Genomic DNA, 26038 nt, shown 5'->3' on the forward strand with positions numbered 1-26038 from the left:
CATGAACACCACGGCGTATTGCGACCGCTGTCCCGCCCGAGCTCGCGTCCGCGCCGCGCTGCCGGCAGGCGAGCTGCACTTCTGCAACCACCACATCCGCGAGCACCGCGACCGCCTACTGGAGGCAGGCGCTCAGCTGATCACGCTGCCCGGCCGACCCGCCCCGATTGCAGAGAAGCCACATCTGCGCGATCTCGCTGCATGAAGGCGGCTCCACCCACCCACCCCGCCGGCTCCGCCGAACCACTGTCCCCCGTGCTGCAACGGGGCGACACCGATCACGCCGTCGAGCGGAGCTCCCCGGTCCGCACGGCGCCCGTCGCCAGCGCCGCGATCCGGCTCGCCACCCCGGACACCCGCTCCAGGGGCAGCATGTGCCCGGCCTCGGGGAAGATCGTCAGACTGGCCGACGGAACCGCGTCGGCGATGCGCCGGGCCGCGCGCACGGGCGTGAGGCGGTCGCGGGACCCGACGAGCACGACGGTCGGGATGTCCGCGAACGCCGCGAGCGCGGCGTCGCGTTCATGGGCTTCGAGGGTGGGCTGGAACCCGGACACGGTGAGCGGGCGGCAGCCACCCACCGTCTCGCACGTGATCCGGATGGCCTCCGGGCTCGGCCGCGCGCCGAGCAGCAGCCACCGCGTCGCGGGCGCGATGAGACGCGGGTCGCCGAGGTGCTCCCGCCGCGACCACCCCCTCGTGGCGGCGATCCGCCGCTGCACCCTGCGGTACACCGCGGCCGCGGGCGGGGACAGGCCGAACGGCCGCTCGGCGAGCCCACCGCTCGCGGTGGCCACCAGTGCGACCCCGACCGCTCGCGCCATCACGTCCGGATGGCGCTCGGCGAGCGCCATCAGGGTCATGCCACCCATCGAGTGCCCGGCGAGCACGAGCGGCCCGGCGGGCGCCGTCGCGGCGACGACCTCGGCGAGGTCGTCGGCGAGCTGGTCGATCGTCATCGTCGCCGGGTCGACGGGCGCCGAGCGGCCGTGGCCGCGGTGGTCGGGCCGCACCACGCGCACCGGTGAGGGCCCGGTCGCGAGCGACCTGGTGACCGGTCTCCAGACACGCCGGTCGAGCGTCCAGCCGTGGACCAGGACGACCGTGACGGGAGCATCCTGCGGGCCGTCCAGCGCGACGTGCAGCGGCACGCCGTCGGCCGCGGGGACGGATCGTGCGGTGGTCATGTGACGAGGCGTGCCTTCCGCCGGAGGATCTCGCTCGCTATCTCGGGTCGGTCAGGAAGATGTCCGCAATGGCCGGGTTGTAGGCGTGCACGAGGATGCCGAAGATGATGGCGTCGAAGGTCAGGTGCACGGTGACCACGTACGGCAACGACCGGGTGCGCTGGAAGATGTAGCCCTGCAACAGGGCGAAGGGCACCGTGAGCAGCGGACCCCAGCTGCGGTAGCCCAGCTCCCAGAGGAACGAGACGAACACCACCGACTGCAGCAGGTTCGCCTGCCAGACCGGGAAGTGGTGGCGGAGAAGGGCGAAGACGATGCAGATGAAGAACAGCTCGTCCCACAGGCCGACTGCGTTGACGCCGATGAACAGCCGGACGATCTCGCCCGAGCCGGAGACGTCGGGCCAGTTCCGGTAGGCACCCGAGCCCAGGAAGTACACCGGGAGGATCAGGTAGCCCGCGACGACCACCAGCGCGAGGTAGCCGAACTCGAACCGGCTCCACCGGTTCCCGGTTCCGACCGGGAACTTGATGATGTCCTCCCGGTGCCACCATCGGGAGAGGGCGTAGGGCAGGGCGACCGCCGCCGACAGCGTGATCGCGAAACGGGCCATGCCGGCGTTGCTCAGATCCGCTTCCAGCGACATCGTGCTGATGACGACCAGGCCGACCGAGATGAGGATCAGGTGCCGCAGCAGCAGGCGGTCCGCCGCCGCTGCGACGACCAGACCGGCGACGATCAGCGCGTACCCGATCAGTCGCTCCTGCAGGCCGAACAGCGCAACCGCGGAGACCATCACCAGTGCCGCGGCCAGCAGACGGATCCAGGCGGGCCGGGGCGCGGACCGGCCCTCGAAACTGCCGGGGGCGGTCGCGCCTGCGCTCACCGCGCCAGCATGACCGGACATGCGCCGGCGCGACAACTTCTTCCACGGTGACGGCGGCGCCCTCGGGCCCGTCGAGCTCGACGTGCAGCGGAACGCCGTCGGCCGCGGGGACGGAGCGGGCGGTCGTCATCAGATGAGGTGCGCCTTGCGCCAGAGGACCTCGCTGGGTCCACCGATGAGCTTCTGCTCCCGCAGGAACGGCACCAGCTTGCGCGCCGTCCAGCGCAGCATCTCCTGGTGGTGCGGGTTGGCCAGAGCGGCCTTGTGGCCGACGGCCGGATCGATGCCGACGGACGTGTAGACGTCGCGGTGGATCAGGTTGCGAGCCACCACGAACGCCACGCGAGCCGAGAGGTAGCGGGCGAGCGTGCGCTGCGCGGCGTTCGTCTTCGGCATGATCCGCATCAGCTCCTCGCGGGCGTAGCGGACGTGCCGGGCCTCCTCGGTGACGTGGATCCGGTTGACCATGCGGGTGAGCGGCTGCACGGAGTCGTCGCGCATCGCCTCGCGCTGCAGCTGGTCGAGGATCTCCTCCACGAACAGCGTGCCCGCGAACATCGCGGGGCCGTAGGCGACGGTCTTGAAGAACCTCCCGAGCTCGTGGGTGAGCCGCCGCGGCGCGTAGTCCGGCACGCCGTACCGCTCGGTCATCTTCGCGAACATGATCGAGTGCCGGCACTCGTCGGCGATCTCGGTGAGCGCGTACTGGATGTGCTGGCGGCGCGGGTCGCGGTCGTACGCGTAGCGCAGCAGCATCTGCATGAGGATGATCTCGAACCAGAGGCCGATGCGGGCGATGCTGCACACCTCGTGCACCGACAGCGTGCGCCGCTGCTCCTCGGTGAGGCCCTCCCACAGCTCCGTGCCGTACAGCGACACGCGGTGCTCCGGCATCGCCCACCCGTCCGGGACGAGCGGGGCCTCCCAGTCGATGTCGATGCTGGGCTCGTAGGAGTGGTCGAGCGACGAGCGGAGCAGCCGCTCCGCGGTCGCCTCGCGGTCGTTCACCGTCTTGACGTTCATCGCGGGCTCCTCTCAGTGATGCGGCCGGTCAACCGTGCGACGAGACCTGCCGCGAGCGGCGAGCCGTCGAACCGCCCTGCGGCGGCCTGCTTGCGTATCTGCCTGGCGGCCATGGCGCCGACCGCACCCGGCAGGTGCCGGGCCGCCCACAGCTCGAGGTTCCCGGCGCGGGTGCACGCGGTGTCGCGCGGCGGCCGCGGCGCGGTGAGCGAGCGCAGCACCGTGCCGACGACGTCCTCGACCTCCTCGCGCCGCACCTGGCCTTCGAGGGTCAGCCCGGCCTCGCGGCCCGCGGCGTGGATCCCGGTGCGCACGTAGCCCGGGTAGACGGTGCTGACGTGCAGCTCCGTGCCGTATTCCAGCCGCAGGGCGTCGGCGTAGGCCGACATTCCGCGCTTCGCGACGCTGTAGGCCGAAACGAACGGCAACGTCACGTACGCGAGCTCGCTGGCGACGAAGACGGCCCGCCCGCGCAGCCCGCCGCGTTCGGCCCGACCGGCCAGGAGCGCCGGGAGCGCCGCGGCGGTGACGCGCCACGCGCCGAGCAGGTTGACGTCGATGACGCGCAGCGCGTCGGGCTCGAGCGGACCGCCCGCGTCGTTCGGGATGCCGATGCCGGCGTAGTGCACGACCGCATCCAGGCCGCCCAACCGCGCCACGGCCTCGGCGACGGCCGTCTCCACGGCCGCGGTGTCGGTGATGTTGCAGGCGAGCACGCCGCCGCTCCCGTCCCCGGCACCGGCGACGTCGAGCCCGACCACCTGCGCGCCCCGCTCCCGCAGTCGCGTCACGGTGGCGGAACCGAAGCCGCCGGCCGCCCCGGTGACGAGCACCCGGCCAGGCATTCCGGTGGACGCCTCTGTCCGTGCCATCGAACCAGCCTCCAGACGACACTTGCGTGTTACCGCCGGTAACTGTTACCACAAGTACCGTGCATCCTGATGAGCGCCGTGTCAAGCCGGGCACCCCGGCGGAACGGCAGCAGCGACGGGCCGAACGCCGCGCCGAGATGGTGCAGGCCGCGATCGAGGCGGTCCGCACCCACGGGCCGGGCGTCTCCGTCGCAGAGCTGGCAGCGGCGGCCGGGATCACCAAGCCGGTGCTCTACCGGCACTTCACCGACCGCGCCGACCTGCAGCGAGCGGTCGGGGAGAAGGCAGCCGAGATGCTGCTCAACCGGATGGCGCCGGAGATGGACCCCGAGCGGGAGCCGGTTCAGCTCATCCGCGGGGTGATCGACGCGTTCCTCGCGGGCATCGAGGACGAGCCCCAGCTGTGGCGGTTCGTGGTGCACCACCCGATCGAGCGGGAGGCGGGGGCCGAGATCGTCGAGGACGCCCGCCAGCAGATCGCCCGCCTGCTCGCCATGATCATCGGCGAGCGGTTGCGCGCGCTCGGACTCGACTCCGGCGGCGCGGAGGCGTGGGCGCAGGGCCTCGTGGGCATGGTGCAGAGCGCGGGCGACTGGTGGCTCGAGCGCCGCACGATGAGCCGCGCCGCGCTCACCGACTACCTGACCACCCTGATCTGGGGCGGCCTCTCGGGCGTCATCGCCATGGCCGACCAGCCCGTCCCGTTCCCGGCACCCACCCCGGAGGTGGACCGTGGATGAGCACGATCACGACGAGGGATACACCGGCCCGGCGGTCCTGACCGTCGACGGGCGGGACGTGCCCGTCCACGCCCAACTGGACGCCCGGCACGAGCCGCACGACGGGCGGTTGCACTGGTTCGGCCGCGTCCGCGTCGAGGAGGGCCAACCGGAGATCCCGAGCGGAACCGTGGAGGTGCGCACCGAGAGCGGTCACGCCCAGGCCCGCATCGGGGACGTGGATCCCTGGGGCCGCTACCGCCTCACCGGCGTCGGTATCCCACCGTTCCGGATCGACGACCCCGACCTGGACGACTGACCCCGCCGAACGTCGGACTCGCCGCGTCGAGACGCAAGACTCACCCCCCGCGGGGCGAGTCCGACATCTCGACACGGCGAGTCCGACGAATGGACACGGCGAGTCCGGCGAACCGGACGAGCGGCGTCAGCCGATCGCGAAGCCCACGCGGCCTGCCGCGGCGGGCGCGATCTCGACATAGGCGATCTGGGCAGCGCGAATGAGGTAGCGCCGACCCTTGTCGTCGACGAGGCGGAGCAGGCCGTCCGCGTCCTTGATCGCGTCGTCGACCAGGGCCTGGACCTCGTCCGGCGTCTGGTCGCTGGACACCACGAGCTCGCGCGCGCTCTCCGCGATGCCGATCTTGACCTCCACCGGTGGACCTCCTGGTCACGTCGTCCGAGCTGGAATGCGCGGCCCAGGCTAGCCGAGCGCGGAGCGGGAAGAGGGCGTGGGCGCTCAGCCGTGGGCGAACGGGCGCTAGCTGGCGACGCACGCCGTGGCCGCCGGGCCTTCCATGGCGCCGCGTCCTCCGGGCGCCGGGCCTTCGGAGGCGCCAGGGCCTTCGGAGGCGCCTTCCGGCAAGGCCTTCGGAGGCGCCTTCCTGCAAGGCCTTCGGTGGCGCCGCGCATCGTGCGGGGCCGCCCCTCAGAGCTCAAGGACGCCTGCGGCGTCACTCCGCGATCGCTTCGCGACCCTTGACCTCCGAGCCTCTGCGACCCCTCCGGGCAGCACAACACGGGCAGACCAAGGGCCTGCCCGGAGGGCGCGCGGCGCCACCGAAGGCGGTGCGGACGGACAAGATCGAGGCCCCGGCGCGGAAACCGGCGAAAACGACACGAGAACCCACCGAACTGCCGATCACGCCACCCGTGGCACCACCACAGCCGACTTCACACACCCAGCACGCACTTCACACAAGGCCGGCCTTGTGTGAAGTCGCCACTGGGTGTGTGAAGTCGCTATCGGTGGGGGGAGAGGGCACTCGTGATCGGCCCCAGGAGTCCATCAACGTCACCGCCGAGCCCATGGTGTGCTGATCGGAACGATCTGCGCCGCTCACGCACCCGTTCACCGCCCACGCAACCCCGTCGACCGGGCGCATGGACAGACACGGGGCGCGCGAGCGCACACCTCGTGCGCGGGCGGCACCGAGACCCCGTGACGGCCCGTGACACCGGCCTGCCGGCGCCGCGCGCCACCCCGGCCAAGGCCCTCGGGCTCGCACGATGCGCGGCGCGGCTAGGTCAGGCCGAGCTTGGCCATCCGCTTGCCGTGGTTGGACTGCAGGCGTTTGAGCAGCGCGGCGATGCCGGTGAGGTCACCGGACCCGGACACGATGAACTCGGCCAGCTCGTCGCGCTCGGCCACGATCTGCTGCGCCTGGGTGACGGCCTCGCCGAGCAGCCGGCGACCCCAGAGCGCGAGCCGGTCGTGCACCTGCCTGCCGCTCTCGCAGGCCGCCTTCACCTCGCGCTCGGCGAAGGCGCTGTGCCCGGTGTCGGCGAGCACCTGCTGCACGAGGTCGCCGGTGGGGCCGGGCAGCCAGCCGGCGATCTCGCGGTAGAAGTCGGCGGCGAGCCCGTCGCCGAGATAGGCCTTGACCAGCGACTCGAGCCAGCTGCGCGGCGCGGTGGACGCGTGGTAGGCGTCCCACTGCGCCACGAACGGCCGCATCGCGTCCTCGACGCTCACCCCGAGCCCGTCCAGGTGCTCCTCGAGCAGCCGGAAATGCCCGATCTCGGCTGCGGCCATCGCCGAGAGCGCGGCGCGACCGGCGAGGGTGGGCGCGTGCCGCGCGTCCTCGGCAAGACGGTCGAATGCCGACAGCTCCCCGTAGGCCAGCACGCCGAGAAGGTCCACGGTGGCCCGATCCGCCACGGCGTCGTCCACCGCCCGCGCAGTCACCATGCCGCGAGCCTAATGCCCGCGCGACCGCCGTGACCGATGTCACCAAGATCGGTTGACCCGGCCCCGGCCACGGAACGGCGACACCCGACGGCACGACAGGCCGCCCACGGTGGCGCGTTCGACCCCGCGACCCGGTAGGATGTGCCGTAGCGCAGCGCCCGACTCGGGCGCACGCTCACCAGCGTCGCCGGTGCGGTAGCGCATCCGGCCCGCAACGACATGGTGCGTGCAGCGCCTCGTCAGCTCTCCCACCCGAGCGCACCCGCGCCGGTGGTCGATGAGCCGGCCTCGGGCTCCTGTGCGCGGAGAGAGGCGATCAACCTGTCCGTCGAGAGCGACACCTCCATCGAGAATCCTCCCACCGCCGACCCGACCGACGAGGTCGTGGAGGCGCACCCCCTCCAGGCCGGAGCACCGGTCCGGCCCGACTCCCCCACGTTCGCCGAGCTCGGCGTCCGGCCCGAGATCGTCAAGGCGCTCGCCGAGGCCGGCATCGAGCGCACGTTCGCGATCCAGGAGCTCACGCTGCCGCTGGCGCTCGCCGGCGAGGACGTGATCGGCCAGGCCCGCACCGGCATGGGCAAGACCCTCGGCTTCGGCGTCCCGCTGCTCCAGCGCGTCGTTCCGCCGTCCGAGCAGCCCGCCGCCGGTGTCGACGGCGAGGCCGCCGACCGCACCAAGGACGTCCCGCAGGCGCTGGTCGTCGTGCCGACGCGCGAGCTGTGCGTGCAGGTCGCCAAGGACATCGCCGACGCGGGCAAGCACCTCGGCATCCGCGTCACCGCCATCTACGGCGGCCGCGCCTACGAGCCGCAGCTCGCCGCCCTCCGCAAGGGCGTCGACGTCGTGGTCGGCACGCCCGGCCGGCTGCTCGACCTCGCCGAGCAGCGCCACCTGGTGCTGGGCCGCGTCAAGGCCCTCGTGCTCGACGAGGCCGACGAGATGCTCGACCTGGGCTTCCTGCCCGACGTCGAGCGCATCATGCGGATGCTGCCGGACCAGCGGCACACGATGCTCTTCTCGGCCACCATGCCGGGCCCGATCATCCAGCTGTCGCGCACGTTCCTGCACCGCCCCACCCACATCCGGGCGGAGGAGTCCGACCAGGGCTCCATCCACGAGCGCACCAAGCAGCTGGTCTACCGCGCCCACGCGATGGACAAGGTGGAGCTGCTCACCCGGGTGCTGCAGGCCGAGGACCGCGGCCTCACCATGATCTTCGCGCGCACGAAGCGCACCGTGCAGCGGGTTGCCGACGACCTCGCCGACCGCGGGTTCGCGGCCGCCGCCGTGCACGGCGACCTCGGTCAGGGCGCCCGTGAGCAGGCGCTGCGCGCATTCCGCTCCGGCAAGGTCGACGTACTGGTGGCCACCGATGTCGCGGCGCGCGGCATCGACGTCAGCGACGTCACCCACGTCGTCAACTACCAGTGCCCTGAGGACTCCAAGACCTACGTCCACCGCATCGGTCGCACCGGCCGCGCCGGCAAGGAGGGCGTGGCCGTCACGCTCGTCGACTGGGACGAGATCCCGCGCTGGAAGCTGATCAGCGACGACCTCGGCCTCGGCATCGAGGAGCCGGTCGAGACCTACTCGACGTCGGAGCACCTGTACGCCGAACTCAGCATCCCCGCCGGCGCCACCGGGCGGCTCCCGCGCTCGAAGCGCACCCGGCCGGGGCTGGACGCCGAGTACCTCGACACCGAGGGCGACCACGGTGGCCGTCGCCGTCGCGAGAAGCCGAGCGGGCGCCGCACCGAGGACGACGTGGTGGCCCCGCGGGCGCGCCGCCCGCGGGTGCGCACCCGCAGCCGGGCAGGCGTCTCGGTCGACGGGCAGGCCGCCACCGCCGAGGGCGCCTCCGAGCAGGTCACCGACGCCGCCGCCCCGCAGGCCGGGCCGGACGCCGAGCAGAACGGCGCCGGATCCCACGCCGACGGCGAGGGTGCTCGCAGGCGGCGCAGGCGCCGTGGTGGCGCCCGCCGCCGCGCGAACGGGGGTGTCGACGGCGTCGGCGGCGACGCGCAAGAGCCGGACGCGGCCGCCAGCTGAGCGCCGCACGCGGGGCGGCCGGGTTGGCGCCCGACATCCCTGACCGGCCGCGTCCGCGCCCACCGCGGGTGCGGCCGGAGCGGCGGCGCCGCAGCGACGTGGTCGTGGCGGTGGCGCTCACCGTCGTCCTGATCGGCGTCACCGTGTTCCTCTGGATCACGAGCGACGCCGCCCGCACGACCTCCCGCCCGGCCACCGATCCGATCGCGGCGCCACCGGCGGCCGCGGGTGTCCCCGCGGGCGTCACCGAGGCGTGGCGCGCGGCCAGCGGCGCCACGGTCGCACCGGTGGTGGCGGGACCCGCCGTCGTCACGGCCGACGGCGATCTCGTCGTCGGCCGCGACGCGCTCACCGGTGAGGAGCGCTGGAGCTACCAGCGCGACCGGCCGTTGTGCACGGTCGCGGCGGGGTTCCCCCGTGCCGACGACGGCCGGGGCCGCGTGCTCGCGCTGTACGCGGAGGACTCCCGGTGGTGCAGCGAGCTCACGGCCCTGCGCCCGGACACCGGTGCGCGGGCCGCGGCGAGCAATCCCGACGTTCGCCCGGGCACCCGGCTGGTCGCCGCGGGCTCGTCGGTCGTCGCGACCGGTACCGACTACCTCGAGGTCATGCGCAGCGACCTCGTCAAGACGCTCGAGTACGGTGCCGTGGCCGTCCCGGTGCAGGCCGGGCAGCAGCCGCGGCCGCACTGCACCCGCCCGTCCACCGCGATCGGCGGCGACCGGCTCGGCCTCGTCGAACGTTGTCCCGGCGAGGGGAGCGACCGGCTCACGCTCGTCGCCACCGACGGGGAGAAGGGCGCCGAGGAGCCGGAGATCGACTTCTCCGTGCTGCTGCCCGGCGTGGACGCGGTGATCGTGGCCGTGTCGGCCGAGCGGGTGGCCGTGGCACTGCCCGGACCGCCCCGGCTGCTGCTGTACGACCACGCGGGCCAGCAGGTGGGTGAGCACCCGCTGGACGTGCCGGAGTCCGACCTCACCGATCCCCCGGGCGGCGCGGTCGCCACGACCGCCTACGACCACCGGATCACCTGGTGGACGGGCTCGCGGACGATCGCCCTGGACAGCAGGGACCTCTCCCCGCAGTGGACCGTGCCGGACGCGCTGGGCCCGGCCGCCGGCTACGGCGACGCGCAGCTCGTACCCGTCCCGGGCGGGCTGCGCGTGCTCGACGCCCTCGGCACCGAGCTGCGCACGATCCCCGTCGACCGCCCGCCCGGCCCCGTGCGGCTCGCGGCCCTGGGCGAGATGCTGCTGGAACAGCGGGGCGGCGAGGTCGTGGCGCTACGCCCGCTCTAGGAGCGCCCGGCGGAGTCGCGCTGCATTTTCGCAGCGCTTCCGGCAGCGCAGTGGCTCCGAGGTGCGCGATGGGGTGATGCTGGAGGCGTGAGCAGCGCACCGTTCTCCCCTGCCCCACCCGCACGTGAGGGGCTCTTCCCCGCGGGCAGCGCCACCCGGCACGTCATCGGTGACCCCGCGGCGCTCGTCGGCGGCATCAGCGCCCTGTTCCTGCAGGCCCTGCACCCGCGGGCGATGGCGGGGGTGGAACAGCACTCGTCGTTCCCCGACGACTTCTGGCCACGGCTGCAGCGCACCGCGGGTTACGTCACGACGCTCGCGTTCGCCGACCTCCCCACCGCGGAGAAGGCCGCCGCCCGGGTGCGGGCGATCCACCGGCGGGTGCGCGGCATCGATCCGGTGACCGGCCTGCCCTACGCGGCCGACGACCCCGACCTGCTGCGCTGGGTGCACGTCAGCGAGGTCAGCTCGTTCGCCTCCGCCGTGCGGCGCCTCGGTCTGATCGACGGGGAGGAGGAGGACCGGTTCCTCGCCGAGCAGGTGCGGGCGGGCGAGCTGCTGGGTGCCACCGATCTTCCCGTCGCCCGCGCCGAGGTGGAGGCCTACTTCGCGGCCGTCCGACCGGAGCTGGCGGCCAGCGCCGTGGCGCGGCGGGCCGCCGCTCGGCTGCTGCTCGCCCCGCTGCCGTGGCGGCTCGCGCTCTTCACGCCCGCCCGGCCTGCGTGGACGTTCGTGGCCGCCGTGGCCGTCGGGCTCCTCCCCGACTGGGCGAAGCAGCTCTACGGGATCCCGCGGCTGCCCGGAAGGGACGCGGCCACCACCGCCGGGCTCGCGACGGTGCGCGCCGCGCTCCTGACCTTCAGACGAGCCACTGGGCGCCCAGCACCACCACGGTGAGCGCCACGACGCCGAGCGCCGCTCCGGCCGCAGGCGCGCCCGCGGTCCGATCGGCCCGGCGTTGCACCAGCACCGCGACGGCCGCGGCGAGGGCGTGCCCGCCGATCGCGAGCGCGCCCGGGCCCGGCACCGCGCGTTGCTGCGCCACGATCCCGGCGACGAGAAGCCCCACCGCCAGCGCGACGAGCCCGCCGGCGAGCACCCCGGAGACCCCGCGCAGCAGGCGGACCACCCGGGGCTCCGGCGCGCGCCTCAGGGCGCGAGACCGGCCCACGGCACCTCCTCGGGTGCGGCCGCCCTGCCCTCCGGGCAGTGCCGGCGAACGTCGCAGCTGCCACAGCGGGGGGCGGGGCGCGGCGGGAACAGGACGTCGGGGTTCCCGCCTGCGGCGAGCCCATCGGCCGCGGTGTCGAGCTCGGTAGCGCTCGTCTCGGCCCGCGCGACGTGCTCCCGCAGGGACGCCGCGTCGTGCCGCCAGGCCGCGACCGTGCCGCTGGGCACGTGGTGCAGCTCGACCTGCGTGCACGTGCGGCGCAACGTGCGTTCCACCGCCACCGCGTACAAGGCGAGCGCCTGCGATGCGGCCGCGTCGGCGGGTGTCGGGGTGCGGCGGCCGGTCTTGTAGTCCACCACCACCAGCTCGGCGCCGCGCCGGTCGATCCGGTCCACGCGGCCCTCTGCGACGATCCGGTCGGTGGCTGCGGACACCCACCGCTCCAGGCCGACCGGTTCGGCGTCCGGGTCCAGCTCGGCGGCGTACTCGGCCAGCCAGCCGCGGGCGCGCTCGCGGTACTCGGCGGCCTGGTCGGCGTCGCGGAACCCCTCGCTGCTCCAGTACCGGTCCACGAGCCGCGCCGCCGCCCTCGGGGTGCGTTCGGCGGGAGGGAGGTCGAACAGCGCCCGCAGCGCGAGGTGCACCACGGCACCGAGGGTGCTGCCCGCGCGGGCCCCACCGCGCGACGGCGCAGGCCGGTCCAGGTAGGTCATCCGGTACCGGCGGGGGCAGTCGTCCCACGTGCCGAGCTTGGACGGCGTGACCCGCACGAGCCGGGTGGTGACGAAGTCGAACCCCAGCTGCGCGCCGTCCACCCGAGCACGGTATCCCTCAGCCGGTGACCACCTCGACACCGGTGGTGACGTCCAGCAGCAGCTGCTCGAGTGCTTCGGGGGCCGTGGTCTCGAGCGCGATCGGGGTGGTCTTGTTGGTGCCGTGGTAGTCGCTCGACCCCGTGGCGACGAGCCCCGTGTCGGCCGCGAGGCGGCGCAGCAGCTCGCGGTCCTCGGGACCGTGATCGGGGTGGTCGACCTCCACGCCCGCGAGCCCCGCGTGCGCCAGCTCGGCGATGACCTTCGGTTCCACCACCCGCCCGCGCCGGCGGGCCAAGGGGTGGGCGAACACCGCGAACCCGCCTGCGGACCGCACCATGTCGATGGCCGTGCGCACCGGCGTGTCGGTCTTCGGCACGAAGTACGGGCTGCCGTTGTAGAGCAGCGTGGCGAAGGCCTCGTTGACCGAGCCGACCACGCCCGCCGCGACGAGCGCCCGCGCGAGGTGCGGCCGTCCGGCGCTGGCTCCCTCGGGGAGCATCGCGAACACGGCCTCCGGGTCGACCGGGTAGCCGTCCGCGGCCATCTTCTCGGTCATCCGGCGCAACCGCTCCACGCGCTCGGCCCGCAGCCGCGCCTGCTCGGCGACGATCGCCGGGTGCTCGGGGTCGAACTGGTACCCGAGCAGGTGCACCGCCACGTCCCGGTCACCGCGTCCGGTGGGGCTCACGCAGGAGAACTCCGCGCCGCGCAGCAGCCGCATGCCCGGTGGCAGTGCCGCCGCGGCCTCCGCCCAACCCGCCGTCGTGTCGTGGTCGGTGATGGCCAGCACGTCCACGCCCGCGGCCGCCGCTGCTGCGACGAGCTCGGCCGGGCGGTCGGTGCCGTCGGACGCGGTGGAGTGGGTGTGGAGGTCGATGCGGGGGCGGCGGGGCACGCCTGAGGTTAACTGCGGGCCTAGCGCCCCCCACCGGGAGTCCGGTGAGGGGCGCTTCGGTCAGCGGCGCCAGCGCGGGCGGGCGAGCATGCCGCTGGCGCGGGTCCTGCCCTTCTCACCGAACACGAGCTCGGACAGCGCCTCGTAGATCTCCTCGGGGCGAGGCAGGTAGTCGATCCTGTTGAGCGCCTGGATCTGGCCGGCCGACTCCACGACGATGGTGCCGTAACCGAACATGCGCCCGCCGAGCGTGCGCTGGAAGGTGAGGTCGGTGACCTTGCCCAGCGGCATCATGCCGACGTTGTGGGTGATGATGCCCTGTGCCAGCATCACCCGCTTGTCGGTGATGACGATGCGCTCGATCCACCAGAGGATCGTGAGCACCGTGAACCGCAGGACGGCCACCAGCGCCAGGTACCAGACGAGGTTGTCGATCAGCACGCTGTCCGGCAGCAGCCGCTCGCCGATGACCAGGGCGAGCAGGAAGAGCGACGTGGAGCTGACGTGATTCATCATCACGGCCCAGTGCTGCCGCACGCGAATCACCCTGCGCTCCGTGGGGAGCAGGTACTCGTCGATCTCCCGGGGCGCGAGCATCGGACTAGACGAGTTGGGTGACGAAGCGGATGACGGACTCGGCGCCGTCCCTGAGCGTGGTGCCGACGCTCGTGACGGAACCGGCCGCGTTGTCCGGCTGAGTGAAGACGAAGAAGAGGAGCAGCGCGATCGCGAGCAACCCGACGATCTTCTTGACGTTCACCACAACCACCGTTCTGGACTGGACGGAGAACACTGCACTTGATTTGTACCGCACCGATCGTGTCCAGGGTATCCGGCGCGCGGGGTCGTATGGAGAGCGTTGATGACATCGGGTGAGGATTTCGTCCCCTGTGTGGGGGGGCTCGCCTACGACGACTCGGGCAGGCTGCTGCTCGTCCGGAGGGCGAACGAGCCTGGTAGAGGCATGTGGTCCCTCCCCGGCGGGCGCGTCGAGCCGGGTGAGGACGACGCTGCGGCGCTCGTCCGGGAGATGGCCGAGGAGACCGGCCTTGTGGTCCAACCGGGTGATCTTGTCGGCCGAGTCCACCGCGGTGTCTACGAGATCGCGGACTACCGGTGCCACGTGGTGGGTGGCACCCTGCTCGCCGGCGACGACGCGCTGGACGCGCGGTGGTGCGACGCCGCCACTCTGCTGGAGCTCCCGCTCGTGCCGCTGCTGCTGGAGACGCTGCAGGAGTGGGACGCCCTGCCCCGCTAGACGACGCGCGCTGCCGCTGTGCGGCGGTCGCGGAGCAGGAGGTGGAGCGCGAGCGCGAGCCCTGCCACCGTGAGGAGCGCGCCGACGAGCGGCACGGCCCGCATCCCCGGCCCTGCGATGACCTGCCCGCCCAGCCAGCCCGCGAACGCGGCGGCGAGCTGGTAGCCCGAGGCGTTCACCGCGACGGCGAGCGTCGGGGCCGCGGTGGCCATGGCCACCACCCGCGTCTGCATACCCGGGATGACCGCGAAGGCGAGCACGCCGATCGCGAACGTCAGCACCGCCGCGGCCGCGGGCACACCGCCGACCAGCCAGAACAGAGCGAGCACCGCGGCCAGCGCGGCGAGCAGCCCGACGAGCGACGGCAGCAGCGCGCGGTCGGCCAGCCGGCCGCCGACCACGTTCCCGATCACGGCTCCCGCGCCGTACACCAGCAGCAGGACGGGCAGCGCCTCCCCTGCGAACCCGCTGACGCCGGTGAGCAGCGGCGCGATGTAGGTGAACACCGTGACGACGCCGACGTTGCCCACGGCGGACAGCGCGATCGCGAGCTGCACGTCGCGGTCGGCGAGGACGCGCAGCTCGGCGAGGACCGACCCGGTGGTTCCGGGGGCGGCCGGGACGTAGGTCAACACCAGCGGCACCGCAGCGAGCGTGATCGCGGCGACCGCCATGAACGTCGCCCGCCAGCCGAGCTGCTGGCCGATGACCGTGCCGAGCGGTGTGCCGAGGACGAGCCCGAGGTTCAGCCCCAGCGTCACCTGCGCGACGGCGGAGGCCTGCCGACCCGCAGGCGCAACGGCCACGGCGGTGGCGATCGCCACGGCGAAGAACGTCGCGACCACCAGACCCGAGGCGAACCGGGCCATCAGCAGCACGAGGTGGTTCGGTGCCAGCGCCGATCCCACGTTGCCGAGCACCGACACGGCGACGAGGCCCACGACGAGCCGCCTGCGCGGCGTGCGCGCCGTCATCACCGTGAGCACCGGGCCCCCGACGATCATCCCGATCGCGTAGGCGGTGGTGAGCAGGCCCACCGCGGGGATCGACACCCCGAGGTCGGCGGCCACGTCCGGCAGGATCCCGGCCACGACGAACTCCCCCGTGGTGAACCCGAACACCACGAGGAAGAGGGCGAAGATGGTGGGCGACACGACTCACTCGTCCTCTTGAACAATTATCCGAACGGAGTTTCCGCACGTCATCACAGTCCTACGACCGGCGGAATACGGCAGGACGAATCGTCGTTGCAGAATGCGAGAAGGACAAGTACCCACATTCGAGTAACCACTTACCGGAAGGTGCGTGCATGCCTGAGAAGTGCGCGGTGTTCGTGTCCGGGCTCGACGCGAGCATCGACGTCGTCGGCGGCAAGTGGAAGGTGCTCATCCTCTGGGCGCTCGGCGGCGGGTCGAAGCGGTTCGGAGAGCTGAGGCGCGCGGTCGCAGGCGTCAGCGAGAAGGTCCTCGCCCAGCACTTGCGGGAACTCGAGCGCGACGAGGTGGTGCACCGGGCGGTGCACGAGGCCGTGCCGCCCAAGGTCGAGTACTCGCTCACCCCCTCCGGCGCCACCCTCATCGAGGCGCTGCGCCCCCTGGCCGCGTGGGGGTGCGAGCACAAGACGCGCCTGGAGGAGATCCGGGGCGGCGCCGTCTGCGTCGACGTGGGGTAGTGCGACAGCCGTAGATCGTGATCAGGTCGCCGGTCCGCGGCCGGAGGGGCCGTCCGTCACTCTGCCGAAGCGGGCGAGGAGCAGGGCGAGCCTCCTGTCGCTCTCGCCCGCGGGGAGCCGGCCGCTGCGGGTGAGCGTGGCCAGACCGTGCAGCGCGGCCCAGAACGTCTCCGTCAGCAGCCCGGCGTCATCGTCACCCGCGTGCGGCCGGACCGCCGTGGCCAGCTCGTCGAACCCCGCGTGCAGGGCGGCCGGCGCCTCGGGCGCGGCGAAGGGCAGGGCGACGACCTGCCGGAACATGGCGTCGTAGAGGGCGGGGTGCCGGTCGGCGAACGCCGTGTACGCGCGGCCGACCGCCGCGAGAGCGGCGTCGGCATCCGCGGCTGCCGTCCGGGCCGCCCGCATCTGTGCGCCCAACTCGGCGAAGCCTTCCACGGCGACGGCGGTCACGATCGCGTCCTTGCCGTCGAAGTGGCTGTAGAGCACGGGCTGGCTGTACTCGACCTTCTCGGCGAGCCGCCGGGTCGTCACCGCGTCCCAGCCCTCGGCCTCGGCGAGCTCGCGGGCCGCCGTGACGATCAGCTTTTCCCGCTCCGCGCGCTCGCGCTCCCGGCGAGTCCGAATCGACATGCTGTGACTCTAGCGGCGCTAGCAACCCTAGCGACGCACTGATAGTGTCGCTCCTGTTCCTAGCGCCGCTAGCAGGGAGTGCAGATGCTCACGTACGCCGCCTATGGCCTGGCCATCGCGTTGAACCTGATGATCCTCTTCATCGGGCTCCGGTTCCTGTTCGTCCCCCGGCCTGCGGCCGCCGGGTACGGCGTACCGGCGAAGGCGGACGGCGACCCCGCCTACCTCACGATCAAGGGCCTGCGCGACGGCAGCTACGGCCTGGTCGGCCTGACCCTCCTGGCCTTCGTCGGCCCCCTGGCCGGAGCCTGGTTCATGCTGGTGGTGGCCCTCGTACCCATCGGTGACACGTTCGTCGTACTCCGCCACGGCGGCACCAGGGCGGTCGCCTTCGGGATCCACTTCGCCACGGCCGTCGTGGTGCTCGTCAGCGCCGCTCTGCTGTTCGCGGTGGGAACCTAGAGCCGCGGTTCGGGCCGCGCGGGCTGCTCCCCGCCGCGGGCCTCGCCGTACGAGCGCTTCGGCACCATCACCTTGCGCCTGAAGGTGCACACGACGGTGCCGTCCTGCTTGTACCCCCGGGTCTCGACGTAGACGACGCCGCGGTCGTCCTTGGACCGCGACTCGGTCTTGTCGAGCACCTCGGTCTCGCCGTAGATCGTGTCGCCGTGGAAGGTCGGCTTGACGTGCTTGAGCGACTCGACCTCGAGGTTCGCGATGGCCTTGCCGGAGACGTCGGGCACCGACATGCCCAGCAGCAGCGAGTAGATGTAGTTGCCCACCACGACATTGCGCCCGAACTCGGTGGTCTCACCCGCGTAGTGCGCGTCCATGTGCAGAGGGTGGTGGTTCATCGTGAGGAGGCAGAAAAGGTGGTCGTCGTACTCGGTGACCGTTTTGCCCGGCCAGTGCTTGTAGACCGCGCCGACCTCGAACTCCTCGTAATACCGGCCGAACTGCAACGCTGCCGCCTCCATCGCCGATGACCAGGACAGGTGGGGGTAATCTAGCTCGTGGACCGGCTGTGTCAGCTCTGCGCGGACATGGCCCTGCACACACCGGTGAGGAGGTGAGCGCGGTGCCGACGGCACCCGGATGCAGTAGTCGCCGCGTTCCCGACACGGTGACTGGCTGACGGTCTCCCCGGTCGGGACGCGATCTCCACGCGCGCGCCACGAGCCCCGCTCGGCGCGGCCCCGATCGACTTTCGGAGGTACACCGTGCCGCCCCTGTCCGCCCTCCGCCCCGCCATCCGCGCCCACCGCCAGGTTCGCCGGGAGACCGTGCTGTCGAACAAGCTGCGCGTCCCGATCTCGGCCTACGTCGTCGACTGCGCCGTGTACGCCGACGGCCACCGGCTGCCCGGGCGCTGGACGCACGAGCGCGCCCTCGCGGAGGTCCGGGAGCGCGACGACGACGCATTCGTCTGGATCGGCCTGCACGAGCCGGACGAGGAGCAGATCACCGGCATCGCCGACGTGTTCGGCCTGCACGAGCTGGCGGTCGAGGACGCGGTGCACGCCCACCAGCGCCCCAAGCTGGAGCGCTACGACGACATGCTCTTCATGGTGCTCAAGACCGTCTGCTACCGCGGACGGCCGGAGGAGGGCGCCGAGCACGAGATCGTCGAGACCGGTGAGGTCATGGTGTTCCTCGGCCCCGACTTCGTCATCACCGTCCGCCACGGCGACCACTCCTCCCTGCGCGACGTACGCCGCACCCTGGAGGCCGACCCCGAGCAGCTCGCGCTCGGCCCCGCCGCGGTCCTGCACGCCATCGCCGACCACGTGGTCGACAGCTACCTCGACGTCACCACCGCCATCGAGGACGACATCGAGGAGATGGAGACCCAGGTCTTCGCGCCGCGGGCGAGCGTCGACTCCGAGCAGATCTACGTCATGAAGCGCGAGGTGCTGGAGCTCAAGCGCGCCGTCGTCCCGCTCGGGGCGCCGGTGCGCAAGCTCACCGAGGGCTACAGCTCGCTCGTGCCGCACGACGTGCGGTCGTACTTCCGCGACGTCGACGACCACCTCGTCACCGTCACCGAGCGGATCGCGGGCTTCAACGAGCTGCTCACCACGCTGATCGACGCCGCGCTCGCGAAGATCACCCTTCGGCAGAACACCGACATGCGCAAGATCTCGGCGTACGTCGCGATCATCTCGGTGCCCACCATGATCGCCGGGATCTACGGGATGAACTTCGACCACATCCCCGAGCTGCACTGGACGCTCGGGTATCCGATGGTCTGGCTCGTGATCATCATCAGCTGTCTGTCGCTCTTCAGGGTGTTCCGCCGCAACCAGTGGCTCTGACTCCCGCGAGTCGCGGCCCGGGTGTGACGTCGCCTAGCCTCCCGGGGGTGGAGGCGGGTCCGCTGCGCAGGCTGCGCCGGCCGGCGTGGGCCGCCCAGCGACCGACTTGGGTGGACGCCAAGCCGGGGATCATCCGGGCCGCCCTGCGCCGGGCGCTGGAGCGTCCCACAGGTGGCTGGTACGTGATCGCCGGGAGCCGGGAGGTACGACCGGGGCGGGCGTTCGGACGGATCGTCGCCGGCCGCGAGCTCGTGGCGTGGCGCGACGAGGCAGGCACACTGCACGCGGGCCCGGGGGCCTGCCCGCACCTCGGGGCAGCGCTCTGCGACGCCCCCGTGCACCGCGGGCGGCTCGTGTGCCGGTGGCACGGGCTCGCCCTCGGCCCGGACGGCCGCCCCGGCTGGCGGCCCCTGCCGGCGTACGACGACGGCGTACTGGCCTGGGTCCGGCTCGACGAGGGTGGTCTCCCGACCGACACCCCGGTTCTCGGGCCGCGCCCGCCCGGCGATCGCAGCATCCCGGCCGTCGCCACGGTGATCGGCAGGTGTGAACCGGAGGACGTCGTCGCCAACCGGCTCGACCCGTGGCACGGCGCCTGGTTCCACCCCTACTCGTTCACCGCGCTGCGGGTCCTGAGCGCGCCCCCGCCGGACTGCCCGGCCACCGAGGACCGCTTTCTCGTCGAGGTGACGTTCACGGTCGGCCGCCACCTGGGCGTCCCGGTGCACGCCGAGTTCACGTGCCCCGACGCGCGCACGGTGACGATGCGGATCGTCGACGGCGAAGGCACCGGATCCGTGGTCGAGACACACGCGACACCGCTGCGGCCGGGCCCGGACGGCCTGCCCCGCACCGCCGTGATCGAGGCGGTGGTCGCGCACTCCGACCGTCCGGGCTTCGGTCACGCGCAGCGGGTGGCCGCGGCCCTGCGCCCGCTGATGGGCGCCGCCGCACGACGGCTGTGGCGGGACGACATCGCCTACGCCGAGCGCCGATACGAGCTGCGCTCCCGCCCCTGACCCCGGGCGGTCAGCACCAGCGCGGCGCAGAGGAGCAGGCCGCCCGCGATCCCGGGCGCACCCAGCCGCTCGCCGAGCAGCACGGCCGACAGCACCGCCGACGTCACCGGCTCGAGCAGCGCCATCAGCACGCCCACCCCCGCCGCTGCGCTGCGCAGGCCGCGGAAGTAGCAGGTGTAGGCCACCGCGGTCGGCACGAGCCCGAACACGAGCAGCAGCCCGATCGATGCCGGGGTGGGCGCGAAGGTGAGCCCGGACGTGGTCACGGCGCTCGGAGCCAGCAGCGCCCCGCCGAACGCGAACCCGACGCCGGTGGTCGTCATGGCGTCCAGGCCGCGGACGGGCCGGGCACCGAGCAGCGACATCGCGGTGAAGCCGGCCGCGGCGGCCAGGGCGCACGCCGCGCCGGCGAGCGCCGCCCCTGTCGACGGGCCGCCGTCGGTCGGCACGCCGACGAGCAGCAGAAGACCGCAGAGCGCCAGCCCGACGGCCGAGAGACCGCGGCCGTCGGCACTGCGCGGGCGCGCGAGGAGCACGAGCACCGGCGACGACCCGATCGTCACCAGCGTGGCCATGCTCACCGAAGTGAACGACACCGCTGTGAAGTACGAGACCTGGAACAGCGCCGCCAGCGCTCCGACCGCGGTGATGCGGGCCCACGCAGCGCGTGACCGCGGCAGCCGCGCGCCCGTGACCAGCAGGTACCCGACGATGAGCAGGCCGCCGACAGCGAGCCGGTAGGTCGCAACGGCGAGTGAGGACAGGCCGGTGGCATCAGCGAGGAGGCGGCCGAGCAGGCCGCCCGTTCCCCACAGGACGCCGGCGAGGACGAGGAAGGACACCCCGGAGGACGGGGTGGTGCGAACAGTGGACACGGGTGCACGCGCTCCTGCGACGAAGGGAGAAGTGGTCGCTGAAGCGGGGCCGATCAGGCCCGAGACGATCCGCCCGGTACCCGGGCGGTGAGGTGGACGGCCCCGCTAGGAGCGGGGCGGCGGGGTGATCGGGTACATCCGGTGCACGGACCCACCCTATCGCGCACCGACAGCGCGATTCACCGAACGGGAGACGAACCGACGTGCGGTGCGACAGACTGATCACGCCACGGTGCCGCCGACCCCGGCGCAGGCCATGGCCCGGCGGCAGCTGGAGAGCGAGGCGGCGAACCAGCACTCGCTGCACCGGTGGTGGGCGCCTCCCGCCCTGATCACGGGCCTTCTGGCAGCTCCGATCAGCCTCGCGATGGCGGCGGCGATCGGTCTGCGTGGCGCTGTGGCGGTCGTCGGCAGCGTCTTCGTCGTGCTCGGCTCGGTCGTCGTCGTTGCGAAGACCGTCTCGATCGTCCGTGCCGGAGTCGCGGTGCGCGCGGTCGAGCTGCTGCGTGCCCTGATCGTTCTCGGCCCCATTGCCGGTGTGACGTACGCACTGTGGTCGGTGCTCACGTTCTGACGGCCCGTCGCGGGAGCGACACGCTCCGATCACGACGCCACCCGGGTCGAGCCGGGTGCGCAGGGCGGCGGCGTCAGGCGGGCGGCTTCGTCACCTCGATGCCGTCGGCCGGTGTGGCCGCTTCCGGATCGACGTCCGCCTCGGCCGTCATCGCCTGGGCGGCCGCAGGGTCGGCCGGCCGCCTGCCGAGGAACGTGTGGACGATGTGCTGCTGCCAGCCCGGGACCGTCTGCACCCGGATGTCCTCGAAACCGGCCGAGGCGAGGCGCTCGCTGAGGGTCTTGACGCCGTCGAACTGCAGCGCGCTGCGCCACAGGTAGCGGTAGAGGTCGGTCGAGCCGGCCTGGATGCGGGCCATCGGGATGATCAGGCCCCAGCAGACCGTGGTCCAGACGATGCGACTGCGGATCGAGTCGCGCACGGAGTACTCGTGGATCGCGAGCGGCGCGCCGGGGCGCAGGAGCCGGTGGAACTGGCGCAGCGCGGCGTCCTGGTGCACGAGGTTGCGCAGGAGGTATGCGGCGAGGATCCCGTCGTACGGGCCGACGATGCCGCTCATTGCGAGGTTCTCGGCGTTGCCGTGGACGAACCGGACGGTGCGCGGCCACGTCTTGCGATGCGCCTGCGCGAGCATCTCGGCGGAGGCGTCGACGGCGGTGATCTCCGCTTCGGGGGCGGCGTCGAGCAGAGCGGCGGTGGAGGCGCCGGTGCCGCAGCCGACGTCGAGCAGCCGCAGGCCGCGGCCCCGGTCCGGCAGGCCCATTCGCTTGGCGCTCAACCGCAGATGCGCGTGGTAGCCGGGATTGGAGCCGACGAGCTTGTCGTAGGTGCGCGCGTGGGCGTCGAACGAGCGCGCGACCCCACCCCGCTCGATCGGGCCTGGCTTCGGAGTCACATCCCGCATCCTGGCAAATCTGCGGCGTCACGTCGCGGTACCCGTAGGCTGAACGGGGTGGTCCGTGCCCTTGCCGTCAGCGACGAGGTCGAGGCCGGACTCTGCGCCGGTGCCGCCGGGCGGCTGGGTGTCCACCTCGTCATCGCGGCCGGTGACCTGCCCTTCGACTACCTGGCCGAGCTCTGCGACCAGGTCGACCGCCCCGGCGTGCTCGTCCCCGGGAACCACGACCCCGATCTCTCGGGGTACTCGCAGCGGGCCGGGATGTGGCTGCGCGCCGGGTTGCCTGCCCGCTGGCCGGGCCCGGCAGGTTTCGTCGACGCCGACGGCCGGGTGGTCGACGTCGCCGGGGTGCGCGTGGCAGGCCTCGGGGGCTGCGTGCGCTACCGGCCCGGACCGAACCAGTGGACGCAGGCCCAGCAGGCCCGCCGGGCGCGGCGGCTCGTGCGGGCCGCGCGGCGGCGCACCCGGGCCGACGGCAGGCCGGTGGACGTCCTGCTCACGCACGCCCCGCCGCGTCACTGCGGCGACCGTCCCGACCCACCGCACCACGGCTTCGAGTGCCTGCACGACGTGGTCACGGCGCTGCGTCCGCGCCTGCTCGTGCACGGCCACATCCACCCGTACGGCGAGCGTGTCCCGGACCGGATGATCGGGAAGACCCGCGTGGTGAACGTCGTGGGCCGAAGGCTGCTGGAGATGTAGCCGGGATGGCCGACACCGGGTTCCCCAACGTCGACGCGGAGCACGACTTCCTGCGGGCCCGCCGCAGGCAGGTCATCTCGCGGCTCGCGATGTGGCTGCGCCGCGAGCCGGACGACATCTCCGAGATCCTGCCGTTCGACGAGGTCGTGGCGGCGCTCGGTCGCACGGGCGAGAAGAGGCTCGGGATGCAGATCATCCCGCTCGACTCGATCGTGGGCAGCGTCGATCGCACCCGCGACTTCGATCGCTGGTTCCGCCCGCGGTCCGGCCGCAGCCGGGAGCGGTGGGAGCGGCTGGCCAGGGCGCAGCGCCGCGGCGAGGCGATCCCGCCGATCGACGTCTACCGGGTGGGCGAGCTGCACTTCGTCAAGGACGGGCACCACCGGGTCTCCGTGGCGCACGCGCTCGGCTTCCGCTCGATCGACGCCTACGTCACGGAGGTCACCACGAAGATCGACGCCACCGGCATCTCCCGGCGCGGTGACCTCATCACGAAGGACCTGCGGCGGGTGTTCCTCGACCGGGTGCCGCTGCCCGGACCCGCGCTCGCGACCATCCTCGTGACGACCGCGTGGTCGTACGCGGAGCTCAGCGAGGAGGTGGAGGCGTGGGGCTTCCGGCTCATGCAGCAGGAGCGGCGCTTCCTCGACCGGGAGACCGTGGCCCGGCGCTGGTACGCCGAGGAGTACCGGCCGGTGGTGCGGATGCTCACCCAGGCCGACCTGATCGGTGACCGCACCGAGGCCGAGGCCTACCTGCACCTGGCGGGCCAGCGCTACCGCCTGATGCGCACCCACCGCTGGGACGACGAGGTGATCGAGCGCCTCCGCAGCGACTTCAGCGGCTGACGCGCCACCCCGGACGTCAGCGAGGTGGCCTCACCGCCGTGCGGTGAAGCCACCTCGCTGCCACACGGACGCCTAGCCTGCTGCGACCGCCGCGGTCTCGCGGGTCGTCAGGTTCTTTCCGCTCGCCGGCTCGAACACCTGGATCTTGCCGGTGTCCACCCACACTTCGGAGCGCTCGCCCTGGCGCACGCCGGACTCGGCCGACAGGCGGGTGACCAGCGTGCCCGTGTCGCCGCCGGGCACGTCCGCCGTGCCGGCGTCGGCGGCCAGGTCGGCCAGGTCGTCGGACATGGCCTGCTCGCCCTCCACGCTGAAGTACGCGAACTTGTCCGAGCCCATCGACTCCAGCACGTCGACCTGCGCGGTGAACAGAGCGCCCCGGGACTTCTGCTGTTCCTCGACGAGCGCGGCGTCCTCGAAGTGTTCCGGTCGGATGCCGATGATCACTTCGCGGGGTGCGTCGCCCGCCTCGAGGGTGCGGCGCAGCTCGTCGCTGATCGGCAGGTCCCCCAGCGGCGTGCGGAACACCCCTTCCTCCGCCCTCGCGGGCAGGAAGTTCATGGCGGGCGAGCCGATGAACCCGGCGACGAAGAGGTTGGCCGGGGTGTCGTAGAGCACCTGCGGCGAGCCGATCTGCTGGATCTTCCCGCCGCGCATGACGACGATCCGGTCGCCGAGCGTCATCGCCTCGGTCTGGTCGTGGGTGACGTAGACCGTGGTGGTCTGCAGCCGGTGCTGCAGCTTGGACACCATCGTGCGCATCTGCACGCGCAGCTTGGCGTCGAGGTTCGACAGCGGCTCGTCCATGAGGAACGCCTTGGGACTGCGCACGATCGCGCGTCCCATCGCCACCCGCTGGCGCTGGCCGCCGGACATGTTGGCCGGTTTGCGGTCCAGGTGGTGGGTGAGGTCGAGGATCTGGGCGGCCTCCTCGACCTTGCGGTTGATCTCCGCCTTGTCGACCTTGGCGAGCTTGAGCGGGAAACCCATGTTCTCCCGCACGGTCATGTGCGGGTAGAGCGCGTAGGACTGGAACACCATCGCGATGTCGCGGTCCTTAGGCGCCTTCTCGTTGACGCGCTCGCCGCCGATGCGCAGCTCACCGTCGGAGATGTCCTCCAGCCCCGCGATCATGTTGAGCGTGGTCGACTTCCCGCACCCGGACGGGCCGACCAGGATGATGAACTCGCCGTCGGCGATCTCGAAGTTCGCCTCGTCGACGCCGATCGTTCCGTCGGGGTAGCGCTTGGTGATGTGGTCCAGGACGATGTCAGCCACTTTCTCAGCCCTTCACTGCGCCGGAGGTCAGACCGGCGACGATGCGCCGCTGGAAGAAGAACACGAAGATGATGATCGGGATCGTGAGCAGCACCGCGGCCGCCGCGATCGAGCCGGTCGGCTCGGCGAACTCGCTGGCCCCCGTGAAGTTCGCGATCGCGACGGTGGCCGTTTGCGAGCGCTCGGTGGAGGTCAGCGAGAGCGCGAACAGGAAGTCGTTCCAGCAGAAGATGAACACCAGGATGGCGGTCGTGAACACGCCCGGCGCGGCGAGCGGCACGATCACGGACCGGAACGCCTGGAGCGGGGTGGCCCCGTCCATCTTGGCGGCCTTCTCCAACTCCCACGGGATCTCGCGGAAGAACGCCGAGAGCGTGTAGATCGCCAGCGGCAGCGAGAACGTGATGTAGGGCAGGATCAGGCCGGGCCAGGTGTCGAACAGCCCGATCGCCCGCTCGATGTCGAACAGCGGGCTCACCAGCGAGATCGGTGGGAACATCGCGATCAGCAGCGAGATGCCCACGAGCAGACCCTTGCCGGGGAACCGCAGCCGGGCGATCGCGTAGGCCGCCATCGTGCCGATCACGACGGACAACACGGTGGCGATGATCGCAATACCGATCGAGTTGATCAGCGCGCTGGTGAACAGGCTGACCCCGAACACCTGGGTGTAGTTCTCGAGCGTCCACTCCCGCGGGATGAAGTTGCCGTCGGTGATGGTGCTCGCCGGCTTGAACGACAGGCTGACGATCCACAGCACCGGGATGAGCGCGTAGAGCAGCACCAGCGTGTTGGCCACGGCCCACTTGCTCTTGGCGGCTCCGGTGGTCGCGACGGCCATG

General features: G+C 72.4%; 32 protein-coding genes. 14 read left to right on the forward strand and 18 right to left on the reverse strand.

What is annotated here, in order from left to right; all coding sequences use genetic code 11:
- Position 1: 1 nt before the first annotated feature.
- Positions 2 to 205 carry a DUF7455 domain-containing protein gene (locus tag FHX44_RS43170; protein WP_147255425.1) on the forward strand — a complete coding sequence of 68 codons (204 nt, stop codon included), beginning with the start codon at positions 2 to 4 and terminating at the stop codon, positions 203 to 205.
- Between the two features lie 73 nt (positions 206 to 278).
- Here the strand turns inward: FHX44_RS43170 and FHX44_RS10840 are convergent, their stop codons facing one another.
- The 4 genes from FHX44_RS10840 to FHX44_RS10855 form a co-directional block, all read right to left on the reverse strand.
- Entirely contained in the window at positions 279 to 1187 is a 909-nt protein-coding gene (locus tag FHX44_RS10840; RefSeq protein ID WP_147255427.1) for an alpha/beta fold hydrolase, read from the reverse strand.
- Positions 1188 to 1224: 37 nt separating this feature from the next.
- Positions 1225 to 2073 (reverse strand): CPBP family intramembrane glutamic endopeptidase, encoded by an 849-nt coding sequence (locus FHX44_RS10845; RefSeq protein WP_212612419.1) that lies wholly within the window; start codon positions 2071 to 2073, stop codon positions 1225 to 1227.
- 129 nt (positions 2074 to 2202) lie between these two features.
- Positions 2203 to 3096 (reverse strand): AurF N-oxygenase family protein, encoded by an 894-nt coding sequence (locus FHX44_RS10850; RefSeq protein WP_147255431.1) that lies wholly within the window; start codon positions 3094 to 3096, stop codon positions 2203 to 2205.
- Complete coding sequence (locus FHX44_RS10855) at positions 3093 to 3968, reverse strand: SDR family NAD(P)-dependent oxidoreductase (protein WP_147255433.1); 876 nt, start codon at positions 3966 to 3968, stop codon at positions 3093 to 3095. The genes FHX44_RS10850 and FHX44_RS10855 overlap by 4 nt, the downstream gene beginning before the upstream one ends.
- Positions 3969 to 4027: 59 nt before the next feature.
- On the opposite strand from FHX44_RS10855, the gene FHX44_RS10860 reads away from it, so the two are divergent.
- On the forward strand, positions 4028 to 4708 hold the full coding sequence (locus FHX44_RS10860; RefSeq protein ID WP_246170305.1) for a TetR family transcriptional regulator: 681 nt from the start codon (positions 4028 to 4030) through the stop codon (positions 4706 to 4708).
- Positions 4701 to 5006: a DUF4873 domain-containing protein gene (locus FHX44_RS10865; RefSeq protein WP_147255435.1), complete on the forward strand. Its 306-nt coding sequence runs from the start codon at positions 4701 to 4703 to the stop codon at positions 5004 to 5006. The genes FHX44_RS10860 and FHX44_RS10865 overlap by 8 nt, the downstream gene beginning before the upstream one ends.
- Before the next feature lie 126 nt (positions 5007 to 5132).
- Here the strand turns inward: FHX44_RS10865 and FHX44_RS10870 are convergent, their stop codons facing one another.
- Together FHX44_RS10870 and FHX44_RS10875 are read right to left on the reverse strand one after the other, a co-directional pair.
- Entirely contained in the window at positions 5133 to 5360 is a 228-nt protein-coding gene (locus FHX44_RS10870; RefSeq protein WP_147255437.1) for a DUF3107 domain-containing protein, read from the reverse strand.
- A gap of 867 nt (positions 5361 to 6227) precedes the next feature.
- Positions 6228 to 6896, reverse strand: a complete 669-nt coding sequence (locus FHX44_RS10875) for a ferritin-like fold-containing protein (protein WP_147255439.1) — start codon at positions 6894 to 6896, stop codon at positions 6228 to 6230.
- Positions 6897 to 7166: 270 nt separating this feature from the next.
- On the opposite strand from FHX44_RS10875, the gene FHX44_RS10880 reads away from it, so the two are divergent.
- The 3 genes from FHX44_RS10880 to FHX44_RS10890 all read left to right on the forward strand — a co-directional run bounded on the left by FHX44_RS10880 (position 7167) and on the right by FHX44_RS10890 (position 11143).
- Complete coding sequence (locus tag FHX44_RS10880) at positions 7167 to 8948, forward strand: DEAD/DEAH box helicase (RefSeq protein ID WP_425469126.1); 1782 nt, start codon at positions 7167 to 7169, stop codon at positions 8946 to 8948.
- A gap of 68 nt (positions 8949 to 9016) precedes the next feature.
- Entirely contained in the window at positions 9017 to 10246 is a 1230-nt protein-coding gene (locus tag FHX44_RS10885; RefSeq protein WP_212612420.1) for an Rv3212 family protein, read from the forward strand.
- Between the two features lie 87 nt (positions 10247 to 10333).
- Complete coding sequence (locus FHX44_RS10890) at positions 10334 to 11143, forward strand: oxygenase MpaB family protein (protein WP_170308871.1); 810 nt, start codon at positions 10334 to 10336, stop codon at positions 11141 to 11143.
- Here FHX44_RS10890 and FHX44_RS10895 read toward each other — a convergent pair.
- The 5 genes from FHX44_RS10895 to FHX44_RS42095 are packed head-to-tail and all read right to left on the reverse strand — an operon-like array spanning position 11106 to position 13887.
- Positions 11106 to 11417 carry a hypothetical protein gene (locus FHX44_RS10895; protein ID WP_147255447.1) on the reverse strand — a complete coding sequence of 104 codons (312 nt, stop codon included), beginning with the start codon at positions 11415 to 11417 and terminating at the stop codon, positions 11106 to 11108. The two genes, FHX44_RS10890 and FHX44_RS10895, sit on opposite strands and share 38 nt — an antisense overlap.
- On the reverse strand, positions 11396 to 12232 hold the full coding sequence (locus tag FHX44_RS10900) for a RecB family exonuclease (protein WP_147255449.1): 837 nt from the start codon (positions 12230 to 12232) through the stop codon (positions 11396 to 11398). The genes FHX44_RS10895 and FHX44_RS10900 overlap by 22 nt, the downstream gene beginning before the upstream one ends.
- Before the next feature lie 16 nt (positions 12233 to 12248).
- The gene (locus FHX44_RS10905) at positions 12249 to 13127 is read right to left on the reverse strand and encodes a PHP domain-containing protein (RefSeq protein ID WP_147255451.1); all 879 of its coding nucleotides are present in this window, start codon (positions 13125 to 13127) and stop codon (positions 12249 to 12251) included.
- Between the two features lie 60 nt (positions 13128 to 13187).
- Positions 13188 to 13724 (reverse strand): PH domain-containing protein, encoded by a 537-nt coding sequence (locus FHX44_RS10910; RefSeq protein WP_147255453.1) that lies wholly within the window; start codon positions 13722 to 13724, stop codon positions 13188 to 13190.
- Between the two features lie 4 nt (positions 13725 to 13728).
- On the reverse strand, positions 13729 to 13887 hold the full coding sequence (locus tag FHX44_RS42095; RefSeq protein WP_170225713.1) for a hypothetical protein: 159 nt from the start codon (positions 13885 to 13887) through the stop codon (positions 13729 to 13731).
- Positions 13888 to 13989: 102 nt separating this feature from the next.
- Between FHX44_RS42095 and FHX44_RS10915 the strand changes: the two genes are divergently transcribed.
- Positions 13990 to 14385, forward strand: coding sequence for an NUDIX hydrolase (locus FHX44_RS10915; protein ID WP_147255455.1), 396 nt, complete (start codon positions 13990 to 13992; stop codon positions 14383 to 14385).
- Here the strand turns inward: FHX44_RS10915 and FHX44_RS10920 are convergent.
- A complete protein-coding gene (locus FHX44_RS10920; protein ID WP_147255457.1) occupies positions 14382 to 15539 on the reverse strand; it encodes an MFS transporter in 1158 nt (385 codons plus the stop codon). The two genes, FHX44_RS10915 and FHX44_RS10920, sit on opposite strands and share 4 nt — an antisense overlap.
- Before the next feature lie 155 nt (positions 15540 to 15694).
- Between FHX44_RS10920 and FHX44_RS10925 the strand changes: the two genes are divergently transcribed.
- A complete protein-coding gene (locus FHX44_RS10925) occupies positions 15695 to 16057 on the forward strand; it encodes a winged helix-turn-helix transcriptional regulator (protein ID WP_147255459.1) in 363 nt (120 codons plus the stop codon).
- A 21-nt stretch (positions 16058 to 16078) separates the two neighbouring features.
- Here the strand turns inward: FHX44_RS10925 and FHX44_RS10930 are convergent, their stop codons facing one another.
- Positions 16079 to 16687, reverse strand: a complete 609-nt coding sequence (locus FHX44_RS10930; RefSeq protein ID WP_147255461.1) for a TetR/AcrR family transcriptional regulator — start codon at positions 16685 to 16687, stop codon at positions 16079 to 16081.
- A gap of 84 nt (positions 16688 to 16771) precedes the next feature.
- Between FHX44_RS10930 and FHX44_RS10935 the strand changes: the two genes are divergently transcribed.
- Positions 16772 to 17149 (forward strand): DUF4267 domain-containing protein, encoded by a 378-nt coding sequence (locus tag FHX44_RS10935; protein WP_147255463.1) that lies wholly within the window; start codon positions 16772 to 16774, stop codon positions 17147 to 17149.
- On the opposite strand, the gene FHX44_RS10940 is transcribed toward FHX44_RS10935, so the two are convergent.
- The gene (locus tag FHX44_RS10940; RefSeq protein WP_147261072.1) at positions 17146 to 17649 is read right to left on the reverse strand and encodes a MaoC family dehydratase; all 504 of its coding nucleotides are present in this window, start codon (positions 17647 to 17649) and stop codon (positions 17146 to 17148) included. The two genes, FHX44_RS10935 and FHX44_RS10940, sit on opposite strands and share 4 nt — an antisense overlap.
- A 288-nt stretch (positions 17650 to 17937) precedes the next feature.
- Between FHX44_RS10940 and corA the strand changes: the two genes are divergently transcribed.
- Together corA and FHX44_RS10950 are read left to right on the forward strand one after the other, a co-directional pair.
- Positions 17938 to 19002: a magnesium/cobalt transporter CorA gene (gene corA, locus FHX44_RS10945; protein WP_246170927.1), complete on the forward strand. Its 1065-nt coding sequence runs from the start codon at positions 17938 to 17940 to the stop codon at positions 19000 to 19002.
- 47 nt (positions 19003 to 19049) lie between these two features.
- The gene (locus FHX44_RS10950) at positions 19050 to 20021 is read left to right on the forward strand and encodes a DUF5914 domain-containing protein (RefSeq protein WP_246170306.1); all 972 of its coding nucleotides are present in this window, start codon (positions 19050 to 19052) and stop codon (positions 20019 to 20021) included.
- Here FHX44_RS10950 and FHX44_RS10955 read toward each other — a convergent pair.
- Positions 19982 to 20896 (reverse strand): DMT family transporter, encoded by a 915-nt coding sequence (locus FHX44_RS10955; protein WP_212612421.1) that lies wholly within the window; start codon positions 20894 to 20896, stop codon positions 19982 to 19984. The two genes, FHX44_RS10950 and FHX44_RS10955, sit on opposite strands and share 40 nt — an antisense overlap.
- 208 nt (positions 20897 to 21104) lie before the next feature.
- Here FHX44_RS10955 and FHX44_RS10960 point away from each other — a divergent pair, with 208 nt between their 5' ends.
- On the forward strand, positions 21105 to 21470 hold the full coding sequence (locus FHX44_RS10960) for a hypothetical protein (RefSeq protein ID WP_147255469.1): 366 nt from the start codon (positions 21105 to 21107) through the stop codon (positions 21468 to 21470).
- 73 nt (positions 21471 to 21543) lie between these two features.
- On the opposite strand, the gene FHX44_RS10965 is transcribed toward FHX44_RS10960, so the two are convergent.
- Entirely contained in the window at positions 21544 to 22365 is an 822-nt protein-coding gene (locus FHX44_RS10965) for a class I SAM-dependent methyltransferase (protein WP_246170307.1), read from the reverse strand.
- Between the two features lie 57 nt (positions 22366 to 22422).
- Here FHX44_RS10965 and FHX44_RS10970 point away from each other — a divergent pair, with 57 nt between their 5' ends.
- Entirely contained in the window at positions 22423 to 23070 is a 648-nt protein-coding gene (locus FHX44_RS10970) for a metallophosphoesterase family protein (protein ID WP_147255474.1), read from the forward strand.
- 5 nt (positions 23071 to 23075) lie between these two features.
- Complete coding sequence (locus FHX44_RS10975) at positions 23076 to 23918, forward strand: ParB N-terminal domain-containing protein (protein WP_147255476.1); 843 nt, start codon at positions 23076 to 23078, stop codon at positions 23916 to 23918.
- Positions 23919 to 23990: 72 nt separating this feature from the next.
- On the opposite strand, the gene FHX44_RS10980 is transcribed toward FHX44_RS10975, so the two are convergent.
- Positions 23991 to 25196: an ABC transporter ATP-binding protein gene (locus FHX44_RS10980; protein ID WP_147255478.1), complete on the reverse strand. Its 1206-nt coding sequence runs from the start codon at positions 25194 to 25196 to the stop codon at positions 23991 to 23993.
- Positions 25197 to 25200: 4 nt separating this feature from the next.
- The gene (locus FHX44_RS10985) at positions 25201 to 26037 is read right to left on the reverse strand and encodes a carbohydrate ABC transporter permease (RefSeq protein WP_147255480.1); all 837 of its coding nucleotides are present in this window, start codon (positions 26035 to 26037) and stop codon (positions 25201 to 25203) included.
- Between the last annotated feature and the right edge of the window lies 1 nt (position 26038).

The organism is Pseudonocardia hierapolitana, from assembly GCF_007994075.1.
Taxonomy (GTDB): domain Bacteria; phylum Actinomycetota; class Actinomycetes; order Mycobacteriales; family Pseudonocardiaceae; genus Pseudonocardia; species Pseudonocardia hierapolitana.